Raw genomic sequence first — 15,663 nt, forward strand, 5'->3', positions numbered from 1 at the left:
TCTCCTAACTCAATGCAAGTTATTGATAGCTTCAGACACTTCCCTGACCTTATAACGCGCGATCAGACAGCTTCCACCATTGGGAAAGAAAAGGAGTTTTTCTTTCTTATCCAAACGAACTACATTAGTTGGATTAACTAGAAAAGAGCGATGGCACTGCAAGAGACGGGGTTCCTGCTTGAGAACCTCCTCTAAACTAGCCGTAAATTCTAACCTGTCTGTCTTGGTATAGAGAATAACACGATGGGGTCTTGGGGACGTTTCGAGATAGTAGACCTCTTTAAAGGGATACTGAAATTGGGCAAATTTTGATTTAAAATAAAAGCAATCTTCCGCTAGACTTTTACTGTCTTGACTATTGGCATAGAGGAGGGCTGTCTCGATACGAGATTCAAACTCCTCTGCCGACAAGGCCTTATCAATGTAGTCCAAAGCTGAAACTTGGTAGCGAAAGGACAGGGGCATAAACTCTGAGTGAGTCGTCACAAAGACAATCAGGGCATAAGGATCCCGATCCCGAATCTTTCTAGCCACTTCCAGACCCTTCATCTCTTCGTTTCGAATCTCAATGTCCAAAAAGAAAAGCTGATGCGCCCCCTTCTCATGCACCTCTGCCAGCAGTTGGTCTGGTTTCCCAAAGACTTCAAAAGAACTGGGAGTGATATGATGTTCCTTCAAAAGTTTCTCAATCGTCGTTTCAATCCTAGTCTGTTGGGAAAAATCATCTTCTAAAACAAATATTCTCATCTTCTTACTCTCCTTGTTTCAACCATTTTTGGCAAATTTCTCTATAGCGACGTCTGGAATACTGAACGGCATATCGACCTTCTTCTCCAAGAAAAAGAGTCTTTGATTGGAGTTCCATGGATTTTACTCGTTCAAGGTTGACCAGACAATTTCGATGACATCTTGTTAAGGTTTCCCCATATTGTTTTTCAAGCTTGCTTAAATTTTGAAACAAATCAAAGCTAGCTTTTTCTGTAACAATTTGCACGGTATGGGCTTTACTTGGATGCGTTTGGATGTAGTAGATATCCTTTATGTTTAATTTGAAAATTTCTTTCTCTTTTTGGATGATGATATAGTTCATGGATAAAACCTCCTGAAGAGAGGATACCATAAGTCGAGAAACTATTTTTCACCAAATCCTAAACGGTTCTTAAAAATTCCTAAAGTGTCGAAGTATTTTAAAAATTAAATATGATAACCTTACAATTATTTTATCATAAAATCCTGCAATTACCATTCAGGAACTTTCAATGACAATTAAAGATTTGAAGGTAAAAAAAGAGTAAAAAGTGATAGGCTAGGATTATAGAAGACAAAGGCTTAAAACAACTTTAGAACCATCACAAAGGAGGAATTCTTATGACGGAAACAGACCCAATCAAAAGAGCTCAGACACTGATAACTGAGTTAAACAAAGCTTACCAAGTCTGCAAACAGGCAACAGCTGACGATGTCCGTTTCCAGGAGCAACTGGACAATATCCTCCGCTTTCTCTCTAAAACTGAGACAGTGGATAATCGATTCTTGATTGAGCTGGAAAAATTTTACCAAACTTCCAGTCTTCTCATGGGCCTCAGTGCTCTCAATCCAGACGCTCCTACTCGCGCCGCTTGGAGAGCCTACGACCGCTTTCACTTTGACCAAGTCAAAACCAAGTTAAGTCTCTATGGACCAACCATTATCCTGTAGTAACTAAAAAGAAGCTGAGACAGATTGAACTCAACTTCTTTTTTAGTATCATATAAGCAATGTTATACTCAATGAAAATCAAAGAGCAAACTAGGAAGCTAGCCGCAGGTTGCTCAAAGCATCGCTTTGAGGTTGCAGATGGATGCTGACCTAGTTTGAAGAGATTTTCGAAGAGGATTGGTCCTGCATCTGACGTTTCACCTGATAAGGGAGATACAAAATTTGTAAGACCAGTCCAGCTCCAAGGAGGGCTAGAAGGGCTAGTTTTTCTTGGAGGGTAATCAACCCAACTACCAGTTGAACCAATAAAACAAAACCAGTCAATCCTCGGACAACCGCCTGTAACCCTTTTTCCTTTTGCCCCTTATCTAGCGGGAAAAGTTGGGTCAAATATTGGTAGTCAAAAGCATGATAGAGGGCCAATAACTGAAAGAGCAAGAGATAGTTAAATAAAACCACCACTGCTGTCGCTATCCAAGCTTGCTCGATAAAGATCAACGCCAGCAAGGATAGGAAAAGGAGACGAAGGCTGAGGGCAAAGAGATCTCCATTTCGCAGATAAGAACGAAGATAGAGGTTCTGCCAAATCTTGCTCGGCACCTTCTGGACTGCTTTTAGGATAAAGTCTAGATAAGCTCGTCGCTTGACGCTGTTTGAAATTCCCTTGACTTGGGTAAAGAGGGCAAAGAAGCGAAGCAAGAACTGCTTGCGTTTACTTTCTTGGGCAATCACATAGTCCCAGTCCAGATGATTTGCACTAAAAAACTTACCAGCCTTTTTCTGAAACAGGAAATATTTCCCGACTCCCAAAAGAAAAACATAGACCCCAAAAACTCCTAAGCCTAAGCTCATGGCTAAAAATAGAGGGGCAAAAAGAAGCAAGAAGAGAGTCTGTACACTAACCCAAAAGATGAAGGAAACTAGACTTTGCTTCTGGATGTGTTCTCTTACTTCTTCTTCAGCTACTAAGAGAAAGAGCTTATCAGGTGCTTCCACATAGGTCGCGATTCCACCCCAAAGCATGAGTAAAACAGAGACAATCCCCACAAACAAAAGGATAGGCCAATGATTTTCAGGAAAATGCTGGAGCAGTTGACTATACTGATAGGCTAGAAAACCTACTAAGACTAGTAAAAACAAGACAAAGTGGTCATTGAGCACATAGCGCAGATAACCGACACACTCTTTACGAAAAGCCTGCTTTCGCTTTAGAAACAAGTCTTTCATCGGTCCTCCTCTTTGGTCAAAGCCAAATAGATATCATTGAGACTTGCTTCTGGCATGGCAAAAGCTTGTCTCAGCTCTTCAAGATCCCCTTTAGCTCTCACTTGACCTTTGTGGAGAATGACAAAAGAATCACACATTTTTTCAGCAGAGTCAAGAACGTGGGTACTCATGAGGATAGACTTCCCTTTTTTCTTTTCAAGATCCAAAAGCTGAATCAAATCCGAAATTGCCAGGGGATCAAGACCAAGAAAAGGTTCATCGACGATAAAGAGACTCGGATCCACAACAAAGGCACAGATAATCATGACCTTCTGTTTCATCCCTTTTGAAAAATGAACAGGAAACCAATCTAACTTCTGATCCAAACGGAACATTTTTAAAAGAGGTTCTACACGTTCAAAAGCTAGGTTTTGCTCAATACCATAGGCCATGGCAACCGTCTCGATATGTTCTCTGAGAGTTAATTCTTCGTACAAACTAGGAGTTTCAGGAATATAACCAATCTGCTGACGATATTCACGAGGATTGGCACCTAAGGTTAGCCCGTCAATGTTTATTTCTCCACTATAAGGTGTCAACAAACCGATAATTTCATTGATAGTCGTCGATTTTCCAGCACCATTGAGACCGATCAAACCGACCAACTGCCCACTTTCAACAGTAAAGGACACATCTTTCAAGACAGGGACATGAACATAGCCACCTGTCAGATTTTTAATTTCTAACATATTTTCTCCAAATCTGGTATAATGTAGCTATATTATATCAAAATTCAATACAGTAGAGGTAGATTTTATGTCAGATTGCATTTTTTGTAAAATTATCGCAGGGGAGATTCCCGCATCAAAGGTTTACGAAGATGATCAAGTTCTTGCCTTCCTTGATATCTCACAAGTGACACCTGGACACACCTTGGTCGTACCAAAAGAACACTACCGCAATCTTTTAGAAATGGACGCTGCAAGTGCTAGCCAACTTTTTGCCCAAGTACTAAAGGTTGCTCAAAAAGTCATGAAAGCTACCAAAGCTGAAGGTATGAATATCATTGCCAACTGCGAAGAAGTTGCTGGACAAACCGTTTTCCATACCCATGTCCACCTTGTTCCTCGCTATAGTGCAGATGACGATCTCAAGATTGACTTTATCGCACATGAACCAGACTTCGGCAAACTTGCCCAAGTCGCTGAAACGATCAAAAACGCTTAAGGAGTCACTATGAAACTATCAAATTTACTACTTTTTGCAGGCTCTGCAGTCGGTTCATACCTCCTCGTTAAGAATCGCCAAGCTATCACTGAAGAGGTTCTAGATACAACTGATCGTGTTGAAGCCATTAAGGATGACTTAGATATCATCCAAGATAGCCTGCAAATTATCGACCAACAAAAAGAACTCATCAAGGAATATCAAAAAGATTTGACCTATAAGTTTAAAGTCTTTGAAAAAGACCTTCAAGCAAGACTTACTGTGATAAAAGAATTACAAGAAACTGAAGAAAACTAAGGAAAAGAAAATCTCCAACTTTCCTTATTTCCCTTTTCAATCCATTTTGGGTCAGCAGATCCTAACAGACCATGGAGGGCATGAAAATGAAACAGTTTTTTAAAGTTTTGACGCGGATCATCCTGATTATTTGTGGTGGTCTCTGCCTTCTTGCAGTTCTGGCATTTCTAATACTGGCCAATCTTTTCAAGGCCTCACCTGGTGATATTCGAGAAGGAAATGAATCCTTAAAACAAATCTTTATCTCCCTTGACCTGCCTCCTGAGAAAGTAGAATCAAATGGAAGCTATCAATACGAGGGCGGAGGCTTAGATTTTTATGTGACATTCTCTGATGAGATCATCAATAGCCACCCTGTCCTAAAAGAAAGTCCTAACCTCACTAAAAACCGACTCAAAGTCTATGTCTTAAACACAGAAGAGATTTCCTACTATTCAGTAGAAGACAACTTATTCAATCATGGTTTATTCCAATTTTTAGAGGAGGAAAGCAGGAAGTATTTCCAAGAAATCGGAAAGAAATCAAATCCTTCTTACTTTATTCTCTCTTGGAGGGATCCAGAAAGCATGAAAAAGGGAATCGCATTCTATGAAAAAACTTTGACCTTGGTGGATATTCAGGATAATTCGGCGATTAAGCGCATTGATACCGTCACCGTTAAGCCTGGTAAGGAAGCAGAACTCAAGCAACTCATTCAGGAGATGGATGCGGCCGGCTTGCTAACTCAAAAATATCAATAACAGATCAGTTGGATAATGATTTCTCCGATGACAAAACACTAAAAAAGAGCCCGAAGGCTCTTTTTACTTTATGCTTTATTCTCCTTCAAAGGCATCTTTAATATGGTCAAAGAAGCCTTTTTTCTTTGGATTTACTTTCAAATCACCTGCAGCTGCGAATTCTTTCAAGGCTGCTTTTTGGCGTTCATTCAAGCCTGTTGGTGTTACGACATTGACGGTAACGTATTGGTCACCAAGGGCACCACCACGAAGGCTAGGCGCACCCTTGCCACGTAGACGGAATCGTTTACCAGTCTGAGTCCCTTCTGGAATGACTAATTCTACATCACCGTGAACTGTAGGGATGTCTACTGTATCACCAAGTGCTGCTTGAACAAAATTGAGGTTGAGATTGTAGAAGATAGTGGTTCCTTCACGTTCAAACTTATCGCTAGCTTCAACTGAAACCACCACGTACAAGTCACCATAAGGACCACCATTAAAGCCTGCTTCACCTTGACCAGCTAGGCGGATCTGTTGACCTGTTTCCACACCAGCAGGGATTTTTACGTGTACGCTATGGGCTTGCTTTTCATGACCTGTTCCATGACAGGTTGCACATGGGTCTTTGATTTCTTGACCACGGCCATGACAAACATCACAGGTTACTTGGCGACGCATCATACCGAGCGGTGTTTGAGTATCAACATTGATCACACCTGAACCATGACAGCGTCCACAAGTAACTGGACTTGTTCCAGGTTTAGCACCAGACCCATTACAAGTACGACAGCTTGCTTCACGATTGTATTTGACTTCCTTTTCTGTACCAAAAATAGCTTCTTCAAAAGTCAAATGAACGCGATACTGGAGGTCGTCACCTTGACGAGGGGCGTTTGGATTACGTGATGCACCTCCACCACCAAAGAAGCTTGAGAAGATATCTTCAAATCCGCCAAAACCACCTGCTCCATCGAAGCCACCGAAACCGCCTGCACCACCAAAACCACCATTGGCACCAGCAGCACCATATTGGTCATAGGCCGCACGTTTCTGTTCATCGCTCAAAGTTTCATAAGCTTCTTGAACTTCCTTGTACTTGTCCTCAGCTCCAGGATCCTTGTTGATATCTGGATGATATTTTTTAGATAATTTCCGATAGGCTCTCTTGATCTCATCTTGAGATGCATTTTTCGAAACGCCCAAACGGTCGTAAAATTCAGTATTGTTCATACAAGATACTAAGAGCGAACAGAAAGCGACTGAAATTTAGGAAACCGACAAGAAATCCTGATTTCTTAGGAGGTTTATCTAATTTCCAAGCTTTCCGCTCGAGTTCAATTCCCCGAACGCTCTTTGTTCCTTTCTATTGATGTTGTAAATCAAACCACGATGTAGGTCGGGTTCAATTCCTTTCTTTCATATTGAGTAAGAAACTTCAGAGCTCGGGTTCAATTTCCCGAACGCTCTTTGTTCCTTTCTATTGATGTTGTGAATCAAACCTCGATTTAGGTCGGGTTCAATTCCTTTCTTTCATATTGAGTAAGAAACTTTAGAACTCGGGTTCAATTCCCCGAACACCTTTGTTCCTTTCTATTGATGTTGTGAATCAAACCACGAATTTAGGTCGGGTTCAATTCCTTTCTTTCATATTGAGTAAGAAACTTCAGAGCTCGGGTTCAATTCCCCGAACACACTTGTTCCTTTCTATAATTTATAAGTAAATCTTTAGAGGATGTTTTCTATACTTCGCTTCACTTGATCAAACTCTTCATCTGATAGAGTAAATATCAAATCCTCTTCTGAATATTCGTTCTGTTCTTTAAAATAGTTGTCCGTATTCTCTGCCAACCCTAGACCAAGAATTACTTTTCTTGCAAACTCTTGGTGCGCAAAGCCTATAGCCGTAATGATTTGTTTATCTTGCACAAGCACTTTCGGTTGGAAATTTTCACGTGGAAGAAATTCAAAATAGTCAAAGAAGTTTTGCCAAATTCCACCTGTAAATTTCGTGTCCTTCAACAGACCTGCTTTCGCCAATAAAAGGGGCGCTGAAGAAATGGCTGCGATGAGGACATCTTGCCCACCAAGGTCCCTCAAGAACGAAATCAATTTCTCATCCTGTAGGGCAGGTCCTATGTTGACCATTCCTGGCAAAATCACGCAAGAATACTCTTCAATACGGATTTGATCTAGTGTTTTCGTTGGTTGACAGGGTAAGCCATCCTCAGAGACCACTATCGAATGATCTGAAGCGACATAATCAATCGTGACGTCAAAAGACAGAGCTAAAGTACTCGTTAAAGCGGTTATTTCATAAGGAGAAAAATTAGGATAAATCAAGCAAAGTACTTTTTTCATACGCAACATCCTCTATTTTACCGAAAAACAGAGGCTGGGTTGCAACCTCTGGATTTCTTCCTATCATTTAGTTGTTAAGCCGAATTGAGCACGCCCTAACCTCTTGGTGAAAAAGATAAATCTTCCTAGAAACTAAAGTTTCTGCGTCAGATTTCCTATTTTCACTGTGAGGTTTTAACGGGATTTGCATCTTACTTTTCAGTAAACTCTCCGTCTACGACGTCATCGCCTGCGTTTCCTGTTGCTTGTGCGCCTTCTGCTCCTGCTTGGGCTTGTTGCGCTGCTGCGGCTTGTTCGTAGAGTTTAACAGCAAGTCCTTGTGCTTTTTCGTTCAATGCTTCAAGTTTTGCTTTCATTTCGTCCAAGTTATTCTCTTCTTGGGCTTTCTTAAGATCATCAAGGGCAGCTTGTGCAGCATCACGTTCTGCATCGAAGCCTTTGCCTTCAGTTTCTTTGATTGTCTTTTCAGTCGCAAAGATAGCTTGGTCTACTTCGTTACGAAGGTCAACTTCTTCTTTACGTTTCTTATCTGCTTCAGCGTTTGCTTCTGCATCTTTCATCATACGGTCGATTTCTTCGTCTGTCAAACCTGAGTTAGATTGGATAACGATTGTTTGTTCTTTTTGAGTTCCAAGATCTTTTGCTTTAACAGATACGATACCGTTCTTGTCGATGTCGAATGTAACTTCGATTTGTGGGATACCACGAGGTGCTGCTGGGATATCTGTCAATTGGAAACGTCCAAGAGTCTTGTTATCCGCCGCCATTGGGCGTTCACCTTGAAGAACGTGGATATCAACGGCTGGTTGGTTGTCTGCTGCAGTTGAGAAGACTTGTGATTTAGAAGTTGGAATTGTAGTGTTGCGGTCGATGAGTTTTGTGAAGACTCCACCCATTGTTTCAATACCAAGTGACAATGGCGTTACGTCAAGAAGGACAACGTCTTTCACATCACCAGTGATGACACCACCTTGGATCGCAGCTCCCATCGCAACTACTTCGTCAGGGTTTACTGATTTGTTTGGTTCTTTACCAGTTTCAGCTTTAACAGCTTCAACAACGGCAGGGATACGAGTTGAACCACCGACAAGGATGACTTCGTCAATATCTGACAAGCTCAAACCTGCATCTGAAAGGGCTTGACGAACTGGAACTTTTGTACGTTCTACAAGGTCACGAGTCAAATCGTCGAATTTAGCACGAGTCAAAGTCATTTCCAAGTGAAGAGGTCCAGCCTCACCAGCAGTGATAAATGGCAAGCTGATTTGAGTTGAAGTCACTCCAGAAAGGTCTTTCTTAGCTTTTTCAGCTGCGTCTTTCAAACGTTGAAGAGCCATCTTGTCGTTTGACAAGTCGATACCATTTTCTTTCTTGAATTCTGCTACTAAGTAGTCGATGATTTTTTGGTCAAAGTCGTCACCACCGAGTTTGTTATCCCCTGCAGTTGCCAATACATCAAAGACACCGTCACCGAGTTCAAGGATAGATACGTCAAATGTACCACCACCAAGGTCGAATACCAAGATTTTTTCTTCTTTGTCAGTCTTGTCCAAACCGTATGCAAGGGCTGCTGCAGTTGGTTCGTTGACGATACGTTCTACTTCAAGACCAGCAATTTTACCAGCGTCTTTAGTTGCTTGACGTTGAGCATCGTTAAAGTAAGCTGGAACTGTGATAACAGCCTTGGTTACTTTTTCACCAAGGTAGTCTTCAGCGTAACCTTTCAAGTATTGAAGAATCATAGCTGAGATTTCTTGTGGAGTGTATTCTTTACCGTTAGCAGAAACTTTTTCAGAAGTACCCATTTTAGATTTGATAGAGATCACTGTATCTGGGTTTGTTACTGCTTGACGTTTTGCAGCGTCACCAACGATGATTTCACCGTTTTTGAATGAAACTACAGATGGAGTTGTGCGGTTTCCTTCTGGGTTTGCGATAATTTTTGATTCAGTTCCTTCAAGAATTGCTACTGCTGAGTTTGTTGTACCTAAGTCAATACCGATAATTTTAGACATATGTTTTTCTCCTTAAGTTTTATCTTCTTTTTTTCTTTTTGATATATTCCTTGCAAGCCTCCGGCTTGCTTCTTATCTTTCTTTCATAGTTTAGTGTCGTTTCGGACAAGTTTCCTATTATGTTACGACACGAGAAGTCGAAATCGATATTATTTCGACGACGAGTTAGTAAGGAGGCTAGGCAAACGCCATAGCGATTGCCGTTTTCTGACGAGTTGCTTTAGCTACCGTCAGAATTGCCTAGTTATAAACCACTACCATAGCCGGTCTTAGGATGCGATCATGGAGTTTGTATCCTTTTTGGAAGACTTGTGCGATGGTGTCTGCTGGATGCTCATCATCAGCTGGAACAGTTTGAATAGCCATATGGTAGTTATGGTCAAACTCTCCATCTGCTGGAATTTCTTCAATTCCTTCTTCTTTCAGAGCATGAATCAAGCTTTCTTGCACCATCTCCAAGCCCTTTTTCACATCATCCTTCAAACCTTCAACAGCAAGGGCACGTTCTAGGTTATCCAGTGATGGTAAGATTGCTTTTGCCAAATCTTGGCTGCGATAGCGTTGCAAGAGTTGGCGTTCTTCGTTGGCACGTCGCTGAATGTTTTGCATTTCTGCATGAGCACGAAGATATTTGTTTTCAAATTCCTCGGCACGTTCATTAGCCAAGTCCAATTCAGACTTCTCAGGAGTTGCTTCTTCTGCTGTTTCCACAACTTCCTCTTCTTTTACTTCTTCATTTTTAATATCTTGGGCCATTTTCGCCTCCTTTAATGATTTCAATCTTAATTCACTTCATAGTGATTACTGCTAAGATAGCGGTAAAAATCCGTTAACTTCATGGTCAAAACTCGATTAACAACATTGAGTTGATTGACCAATTGCTGGTAGTCCAGATTAACTGGACCAATAATCGCTAGAATTCCAAATCCACGATAGGGAATTAGAAATTTACTGCTAATCACTGCTAAGTCAGCTAAACAGGATTCTTGGCTATCCGCAACTCGGACACTTTGCATCTGGTCACCAATCAGATTTTCTCGAATCTCTAAAGCAACCTTTTGTGGTTGATCAAAGAATTGATAGGCTGCTAGATTCGCAAAATTCAAGAGATTGACTTTCCCAGAAACTACGATATTTTCATTGAACATTTCTTTGAAAATATGTTCGACAAGGTCCATAACATTGTCCGTTGTTGTAAAGTAACGTTGGATAATCTGCGGGATCTCTGTCCGAATCTTGTAGTGAATGTCCAAAACAGTCTGTTCCAGGAAACGTTCTTGAATCATGGTCTTGAGGCGATTTAAATCCTCCTGCAAGAAATTTCTCGGAATCAAAAACTGACTGGTAACTGTTCTAGACTCATCAAGCGTAAAAACAGCAAGAGCTGTATGTTGCCCGAGGACAACAATATCAAAAGCTGTTAACTTCTGCCTACTTGGTTCTACATCCAGTGCTACAACCGTACAACCACTCAAGTCTGTCAAGATTCTCGTTGCCTCTTGAAGAATATCCTCTAGCTTGAAGAATTCTTGATCAAAGGCTTTTACAATCTCATAAACTTGATTCTCGGCTAAACGGTCGAAGGATAAGGAGTGTTTGACATAGTATTGAAAACCAGCCACACTCGGCATCCGACCACTGGAAGTATGTGCCTTTTCAAGCAAACCTTGCTTTTCTAAAGCCGCCATGTCATTTCGAATGGTAGCACTACTAGAGTTGATAGACTCTTGCAAGGCTTTGGATCCAACAGGTTCGTGCGTTTTGGTAAAGATGTCAATAATCAGATTTAAAATATTCTGCTGACGTTCCGTAACCATCTCGTCACTCCTCTCTGATAGATCTTTTTAGCACTCGTAACCTCCAAGTGCTAACTTATGATTCTATTATACACCCTTAGAAAAGAATGTCAAGACAAAAACTCAAAAAATTAGCACTCTTTTGCTAAGAGTGCTAAAAATCGGTCTAAGGACCTAGAAAATCATCTTACATTCTCAAGATATTTCTTTTTAAGTCTGCAAAAACTATAGATGAGATAAGAAATCATGAGGGCATAAAGGGCAAAAATAAGGAAGAACGACTGAGAGAGACTTTCACGAAACAAGCTCATACAAATAACTAGACCGCCAGAGATAGAAACTGTAGATGTACGAAGTCTAGATTTCACATCAGCCCATCGAAGACGATTGTCCATGAAAGATTGATTATTTGAATCTATATCACAAGTTGCTTTTCGAAAAACAGTATAAGAACAATTTTCCACAAATTCCCATCCTCTATCCTTAATACTTTGTAAATCTACCTCATTCTTTCTAAGGTAGCTAGTATTCCACACACGGTACATCACATCATCTGGTCGGCATGGTTCAAAATAGAAAAAGCCAAAACGATTCGATTTAAATTTCCAACCTTTCAAATGCATCTCATGCAAATAATCTTCTACCTTATCCAAATCAAAAATGGTAAACATTCGAAATTGTACTTTGCTTTTCATTGTCTAACCTCCAAAATGGTTTTATTTATCAGATAATTCTTTCCACTTTTGAAACAATCTCCAAAAAATATAAGAAATCTGAATCGCGAAAACTATCAATAAAGTACAGTCTATGATAACAATCAAAAACATTCCCCAACTGAAAGAACTACCTCCACTGACAAACTTTGAGAAAATCGGTAGTAGAGCTGAAAAGAGAAGCAAAATAGGAAGCATCCGCATTGTTAAAATCTTCTTGACCATTGCTAACTTTCCGGCCGCGTCATTATAAATTTCAAACTCGGCATCCGACTCAACTCCAGAATAAAGCTTTCTAAAGTAGGAAAAACCATTAAAGTCTGTTATATGCTCCCACCCACAATCTTTAAATAGTTGTAAATAGGAAGCTCTCTCTGACTTTTTCATAGGATAAAAGTCCAACTGATAAACCACCTTCTCCGGTTGGCACTTTTCAAAAGTATACTTAACCGCAACTACTAAGTTAGAATAACTTACTTCCTTAAGTTTCCAGCCCTGAGCATGCATTTCTCCGAGATAGAGAGCCTCTTTATCATAATCCGCAATGGTAGCAATTCTATAAACAACTTTCTTTTCCATCAAAGCTCCTCCCGACTGTTTCTATAGAGCCGTTCAATACGTTTCAACTCAATCTCTAAAACTTTTCGGCCCAAGTCTGTTATCTGATAGATTTTACGTTTCTCCTCTTCTCGGACAAAGGAAACCAAACCATCCTTTTCCATCTTCGATAGGGTTCCATACATAGTTCCAGGACTAATGGAAACCTGTGAATCTGTCATCTCTTTAACCTTTTGCGTGATACCATAGCCATGATTCTCCTTTTGCAGACAGAACAAAATATAAAAACCCGTTTCAGTCATGGGAAGATAAACCCGCCTAATCTTATCTGTTAATTCCATTTAACCAGACCTCCTACTTAGTTCGATATATCGCATCTCGTTATATAAAATATATCACACCTCGATATAAAATGCAAGAAAAAAAGAGAGTAGGACAGAAATCGGTAATTCGTTAGAATTCGATTTCGTCGTCCCACCTCCGCACAGTTGAGTAGGGCTATAAAAGCTGATGAAATCAGCGTAGTAGAGCCCACTCAACCACTGCGTCTTGCTCGACAAGCCAAAGACAATTGAGAGGCTAGGACTTTTGTCCCAGCCTCTTCTGTTTATCATTAGTAAAGATCTAGATAATTATCAATTTCCCATTGTGAAACGAAGGTTGCATAGCTTGCCCATTCGATTCGTTTAGCTTCAAGGAAGCTAGTGTAGATGTGCTCACCAAGAGCTGCTTTGACGACTTCGTCTTCGGTCAAAGCTTTCAAAGCGTTGTGAAGAGTTGATGGAAGGTCTGTGATACCAGCCTCTTTGCGTTCTTCAGCAGTCATGATGTAGATATTTTCTTCGATTGGCGCTGGTGCTTCGATTTTGTTTTCAATACCGTGCAAACCAACTTCCAAAAGCACAGCCATAGCGATATATGGATTTGCCATTGGGTCTACTGAGCGCAACTCCAAACGAGTTCCCATTCCACGAGTAGCGGGAACGCGTACTAACGGAGAACGGTTACGACCTGCCCAAGCGATGTAAACAGGTGCTTCATACCCTGGAACCAAACGTTTGTATGAATTTACTGTTGGGTTCATGATAGCTGTGTAGTTGTAGGCGTGCTTGATCAAACCACCAAGGAAGTGATAAGCTATTTCTGACAACTGCATTCCTTTTGGATCATTTGGATCAAAGAAGGCGTTGTTCCCTTCAGCATCAAACAAGGACATATTGCAGTGCATTCCTGAACCAGCGATACCAAATTTAGGTTTAGCCATAAAGGTTGCATACAAACCATGTTTACGCGCAATTGTCTTTACAACAAGTTTAAAGATTTGAATCTTATCACAAGCACGAAGAACTTCATCATACTTAAAGTCAATCTCATGTTGACCTACGGCAACTTCGTGGTGACTGGCTTCTACTTCAAATCCCATTTTAGTCAAGACATTTACAATCTTACGACGGGTATTATCGGCAAGGTCTGTAGGCGCCAAATCAAAGTAACCACCCTTGTCATTCACCTCAAGAGTTGGGTCTCCATTTTCATCAAGCTTGAATAGGAAGAATTCTGGTTCCGGACCAAGGTTGAATGATTTGAATCCAACTTTCTCCATGTGATGAAGAGCTCGTTTAAGGTTGCTTCGAGGATCTCCAGCAAATGGCTCTCCTTCTGTTGTATAGACATCACAGATCAATCCTGCGACACTACCGTTCTCATCTCCCCAAGGGAAGACAGTCCATGTGTCCAGGTCAGGGTACAAGTACATATCTGATTCATTGATACGAACAAACCCTTCAATAGAAGATCCATCAAACATAGCCTTGTTTGACAAGACCTTGTCTAGTTGTTCATCTGTAGCAGGAATTTCGACGTTTTTCATTGTTCCCAAAATATCTGAAAACATGAGACGGATAAAGGTTACATTTTTTTCCTTAACTTCACGACGAATATCTGCAGCTGTGATTGGCATGGTTTTTCTCCTTATATATGACGACTTGCGGTTGCCTAACCGCGACCAAAAGGTGATTGTTGAGAAGCGAAGCGACTTTGCTGGAGAACTTCATTCCGAAGCGCTCTACGCACTTCAGTTTGACTCACTGGTTTTTTAGACTTCGCCTCACGTTCAGCATATTTTTTCTTGATGGCAGCAATGTTCAGACCTTCAGAGATATAATCTTTAATCTCAAGTAATCGATCCATATCATTCAAAGAATACATACGGCGATTGCCCTCGTTACGATCAGGCTTAATCAATTCCTGGTCTTCATAGTAACGAATTTGGCGCGCCGAAAGATCGGTCAGTTTCATAACACTACCAATAGGAAAAACTGCCATATTGCGACGAAATTCTTTTTCCTTCATGTACACTTCCTTCTTTCTGTCTATTATAGTCTAAAAAAATTCAATCGTCAATCAATAATGTTATATCTTGTGACATTATTTTATTATTTCTGTATGAGACTCCGCAAGCGATCAATATCATAATTGACTAGAATTGCTACAAAAACTCCCATAAAAGTCTCAAAAACTCGAGCAAACACGTACAAAACAGTCTCTCCACTCGGAATTGATAAGGTAATAATCAACATAGCCGCAACTCCACCGATAACACCTGCCTTATTGTTCATGGCAACATTTGTCATAATGGTTAACATGGTGCAAATCGGAACAACAAGAAGGGTTACCCAGAAGGCGCCGTGAAAAAGATTATTTAAGAGAAAGAAAATCAGGGCATAAAAACCACCGATACTATTTCCGAGAATACGTGATGTCCCAAAGTGGACACTCTTATCAAAGTCTTCTCTTAAACTAAAAACTGCAGTCAAGGCTCCAATCTGAAGTCCTTTCCAACCAAAAAAACCAAAAATCATGAGAACTAAAAAAACAGCGATTCCTGTTTTAAACGTTCTCATCCCTAACTTAAACTTAGATTTATCAAATCTATACTTTTTAAAATAACTCATCATTTCAACTCTCTATCTCCATTTTACCATAAATTTACCTTTTTTTGAGAAGGAGATGCAATAAACTGATGGAAATTAAAAAAGAGAGTGGGACAGAAATCCTTCTCTCTTATAATCAA

At 40.5% G+C, this 15,663-nt stretch carries 19 protein-coding genes; 4 read left to right on the top strand and 15 right to left on the bottom strand.

All coding sequences use genetic code 11. The annotated features are described in order from the left end of the window. Positions 1-9: 9 nt before the first annotated feature. Together K1I67_RS03060 and K1I67_RS03065 are read right to left on the bottom strand one after the other, a co-directional pair. Positions 10-747 (bottom strand): response regulator transcription factor, encoded by a 738-nt coding sequence (locus tag K1I67_RS03060; protein ID WP_223338698.1) that lies wholly within the window; start codon positions 745-747, stop codon positions 10-12. A gap of 4 nt (positions 748-751) precedes the next feature. Continuing rightward, positions 752-1,090 (bottom strand): LytTR family DNA-binding domain-containing protein, encoded by a 339-nt coding sequence (locus tag K1I67_RS03065; RefSeq protein WP_223338699.1) that lies wholly within the window; start codon positions 1,088-1,090, stop codon positions 752-754. Between the two features lie 278 nt (positions 1,091-1,368). On the opposite strand from K1I67_RS03065, the gene K1I67_RS03070 reads away from it, so the two are divergent. Continuing rightward, a complete protein-coding gene (locus K1I67_RS03070) occupies positions 1,369-1,698 on the top strand; it encodes a helicase BlpT (protein ID WP_223338700.1) in 330 nt (109 codons plus the stop codon). A gap of 150 nt (positions 1,699-1,848) precedes the next feature. Here K1I67_RS03070 and K1I67_RS03075 read toward each other — a convergent pair whose 3' ends face one another. Both K1I67_RS03075 and K1I67_RS03080 read right to left on the bottom strand, forming a co-directional pair. Next, positions 1,849-2,925, bottom strand: coding sequence for an ABC transporter permease (locus tag K1I67_RS03075; RefSeq protein ID WP_223338701.1), 1,077 nt, complete (start codon positions 2,923-2,925; stop codon positions 1,849-1,851). Continuing rightward, entirely contained in the window at positions 2,922-3,653 is a 732-nt protein-coding gene (locus K1I67_RS03080) for an ABC transporter ATP-binding protein (protein WP_049508263.1), read from the bottom strand. The genes K1I67_RS03075 and K1I67_RS03080 overlap by 4 nt, the downstream gene beginning before the upstream one ends. Before the next feature lie 67 nt (positions 3,654-3,720). Between K1I67_RS03080 and K1I67_RS03085 the strand changes: the two genes are divergently transcribed. The 3 genes from K1I67_RS03085 (at position 3,721) to K1I67_RS03095 (ending at position 5,168) form a co-directional block, all read left to right on the top strand. Further along, positions 3,721-4,131, top strand: coding sequence for an HIT family protein (locus tag K1I67_RS03085; protein WP_223338702.1), 411 nt, complete (start codon positions 3,721-3,723; stop codon positions 4,129-4,131). A 9-nt stretch (positions 4,132-4,140) separates the two neighbouring features. After that, positions 4,141-4,428 (top strand): hypothetical protein, encoded by a 288-nt coding sequence (locus K1I67_RS03090; RefSeq protein WP_223338703.1) that lies wholly within the window; start codon positions 4,141-4,143, stop codon positions 4,426-4,428. An 86-nt stretch (positions 4,429-4,514) separates the two neighbouring features. Next, on the top strand, positions 4,515-5,168 hold the full coding sequence (locus K1I67_RS03095; protein WP_223338704.1) for a hypothetical protein: 654 nt from the start codon (positions 4,515-4,517) through the stop codon (positions 5,166-5,168). Between the two features lie 75 nt (positions 5,169-5,243). On the opposite strand, the gene dnaJ is transcribed toward K1I67_RS03095, so the two are convergent. The 11 genes from dnaJ to K1I67_RS03150 form a co-directional block, all read right to left on the bottom strand. Then, positions 5,244-6,380, bottom strand: a complete 1,137-nt coding sequence (gene dnaJ / locus K1I67_RS03100; RefSeq protein WP_223338705.1) for a molecular chaperone DnaJ — start codon at positions 6,378-6,380, stop codon at positions 5,244-5,246. Positions 6,381-6,875: 495 nt separating this feature from the next. Next, positions 6,876-7,508 carry a DJ-1/PfpI family protein gene (locus tag K1I67_RS03105; RefSeq protein WP_223338706.1) on the bottom strand — a complete coding sequence of 211 codons (633 nt, stop codon included), beginning with the start codon at positions 7,506-7,508 and terminating at the stop codon, positions 6,876-6,878. A gap of 191 nt (positions 7,509-7,699) precedes the next feature. Continuing rightward, the gene (gene dnaK / locus K1I67_RS03110) at positions 7,700-9,523 is read right to left on the bottom strand and encodes a molecular chaperone DnaK (RefSeq protein ID WP_223338707.1); all 1,824 of its coding nucleotides are present in this window, start codon (positions 9,521-9,523) and stop codon (positions 7,700-7,702) included. 240 nt (positions 9,524-9,763) lie between these two features. Beyond that, positions 9,764-10,279 carry a nucleotide exchange factor GrpE gene (grpE, locus tag K1I67_RS03115; RefSeq protein ID WP_223338708.1) on the bottom strand — a complete coding sequence of 172 codons (516 nt, stop codon included), beginning with the start codon at positions 10,277-10,279 and terminating at the stop codon, positions 9,764-9,766. Positions 10,280-10,305: 26 nt separating this feature from the next. Beyond that, entirely contained in the window at positions 10,306-11,340 is a 1,035-nt protein-coding gene (hrcA, locus tag K1I67_RS03120; protein WP_223338709.1) for a heat-inducible transcriptional repressor HrcA, read from the bottom strand. 161 nt (positions 11,341-11,501) lie between these two features. After that, complete coding sequence (locus K1I67_RS03125) at positions 11,502-12,014, bottom strand: DUF2812 domain-containing protein (RefSeq protein ID WP_223338710.1); 513 nt, start codon at positions 12,012-12,014, stop codon at positions 11,502-11,504. 21 nt (positions 12,015-12,035) lie between these two features. After that, positions 12,036-12,611, bottom strand: coding sequence for a DUF2812 domain-containing protein (locus K1I67_RS03130; RefSeq protein WP_263284462.1), 576 nt, complete (start codon positions 12,609-12,611; stop codon positions 12,036-12,038). Continuing rightward, the gene (locus tag K1I67_RS03135; RefSeq protein WP_000423982.1) at positions 12,611-12,931 is read right to left on the bottom strand and encodes a PadR family transcriptional regulator; all 321 of its coding nucleotides are present in this window, start codon (positions 12,929-12,931) and stop codon (positions 12,611-12,613) included. The genes K1I67_RS03130 and K1I67_RS03135 overlap by 1 nt, the downstream gene beginning before the upstream one ends. Before the next feature lie 272 nt (positions 12,932-13,203). Further along, complete coding sequence (glnA, locus tag K1I67_RS03140; protein ID WP_223338711.1) at positions 13,204-14,550, bottom strand: type I glutamate--ammonia ligase; 1,347 nt, start codon at positions 14,548-14,550, stop codon at positions 13,204-13,206. A 35-nt stretch (positions 14,551-14,585) separates the two neighbouring features. Further along, complete coding sequence (glnR, locus tag K1I67_RS03145; protein ID WP_000659543.1) at positions 14,586-14,942, bottom strand: transcriptional repressor GlnR; 357 nt, start codon at positions 14,940-14,942, stop codon at positions 14,586-14,588. 83 nt (positions 14,943-15,025) lie between these two features. Next, complete coding sequence (locus tag K1I67_RS03150; protein WP_223338712.1) at positions 15,026-15,544, bottom strand: FUSC family protein; 519 nt, start codon at positions 15,542-15,544, stop codon at positions 15,026-15,028. Positions 15,545-15,663: the final 119 nt, after the last annotated feature.

This window comes from Streptococcus infantis (genome assembly GCF_019929575.1).
Classification (GTDB): Bacteria; Bacillota; Bacilli; order Lactobacillales; family Streptococcaceae; genus Streptococcus; species Streptococcus infantis_L.

Bases quoted from the DNA above. Each gene is read 5' to 3' on its own strand.
- K1I67_RS03060 (WP_223338698.1), bottom strand. From the start codon at position 747: ATGAGAATATTTGTTTTAGAAGATGATTTTTCCCAACAGACTAGGATT.
- K1I67_RS03065 (WP_223338699.1), bottom strand. From the start codon at position 1,090: ATGAACTATATCATCATCCAAAAAGAGAAAGAAATTTTCAAATTAAAC.
- K1I67_RS03070 (WP_223338700.1), top strand. From the start codon at position 1,369: ATGACGGAAACAGACCCAATCAAAAGAGCTCAGACACTGATAACTGAG.
- K1I67_RS03075 (WP_223338701.1), bottom strand. From the start codon at position 2,925: ATGAAAGACTTGTTTCTAAAGCGAAAGCAGGCTTTTCGTAAAGAGTGT.
- K1I67_RS03080 (WP_049508263.1), bottom strand. From the start codon at position 3,653: ATGTTAGAAATTAAAAATCTGACAGGTGGCTATGTTCATGTCCCTGTC.
- K1I67_RS03085 (WP_223338702.1), top strand. From the start codon at position 3,721: ATGTCAGATTGCATTTTTTGTAAAATTATCGCAGGGGAGATTCCCGCA.
- K1I67_RS03090 (WP_223338703.1), top strand. From the start codon at position 4,141: ATGAAACTATCAAATTTACTACTTTTTGCAGGCTCTGCAGTCGGTTCA.
- K1I67_RS03095 (WP_223338704.1), top strand. From the start codon at position 4,515: ATGAAACAGTTTTTTAAAGTTTTGACGCGGATCATCCTGATTATTTGT.
- dnaJ (WP_223338705.1), bottom strand. From the start codon at position 6,380: ATGAACAATACTGAATTTTACGACCGTTTGGGCGTTTCGAAAAATGCA.
- K1I67_RS03105 (WP_223338706.1), bottom strand. From the start codon at position 7,508: ATGAAAAAAGTACTTTGCTTGATTTATCCTAATTTTTCTCCTTATGAA.
- dnaK (WP_223338707.1), bottom strand. From the start codon at position 9,523: ATGTCTAAAATTATCGGTATTGACTTAGGTACAACAAACTCAGCAGTA.
- grpE (WP_223338708.1), bottom strand. From the start codon at position 10,279: ATGGCCCAAGATATTAAAAATGAAGAAGTAAAAGAAGAGGAAGTTGTG.
- hrcA (WP_223338709.1), bottom strand. From the start codon at position 11,340: ATGGTTACGGAACGTCAGCAGAATATTTTAAATCTGATTATTGACATC.
- K1I67_RS03125 (WP_223338710.1), bottom strand. From the start codon at position 12,014: ATGAAAAGCAAAGTACAATTTCGAATGTTTACCATTTTTGATTTGGAT.
- K1I67_RS03130 (WP_263284462.1), bottom strand. From the start codon at position 12,611: ATGGAAAAGAAAGTTGTTTATAGAATTGCTACCATTGCGGATTATGAT.
- K1I67_RS03135 (WP_000423982.1), bottom strand. From the start codon at position 12,931: ATGGAATTAACAGATAAGATTAGGCGGGTTTATCTTCCCATGACTGAA.
- glnA (WP_223338711.1), bottom strand. From the start codon at position 14,550: ATGCCAATCACAGCTGCAGATATTCGTCGTGAAGTTAAGGAAAAAAAT.
- glnR (WP_000659543.1), bottom strand. From the start codon at position 14,942: ATGAAGGAAAAAGAATTTCGTCGCAATATGGCAGTTTTTCCTATTGGT.
- K1I67_RS03150 (WP_223338712.1), bottom strand. From the start codon at position 15,544: ATGAGTTATTTTAAAAAGTATAGATTTGATAAATCTAAGTTTAAGTTA.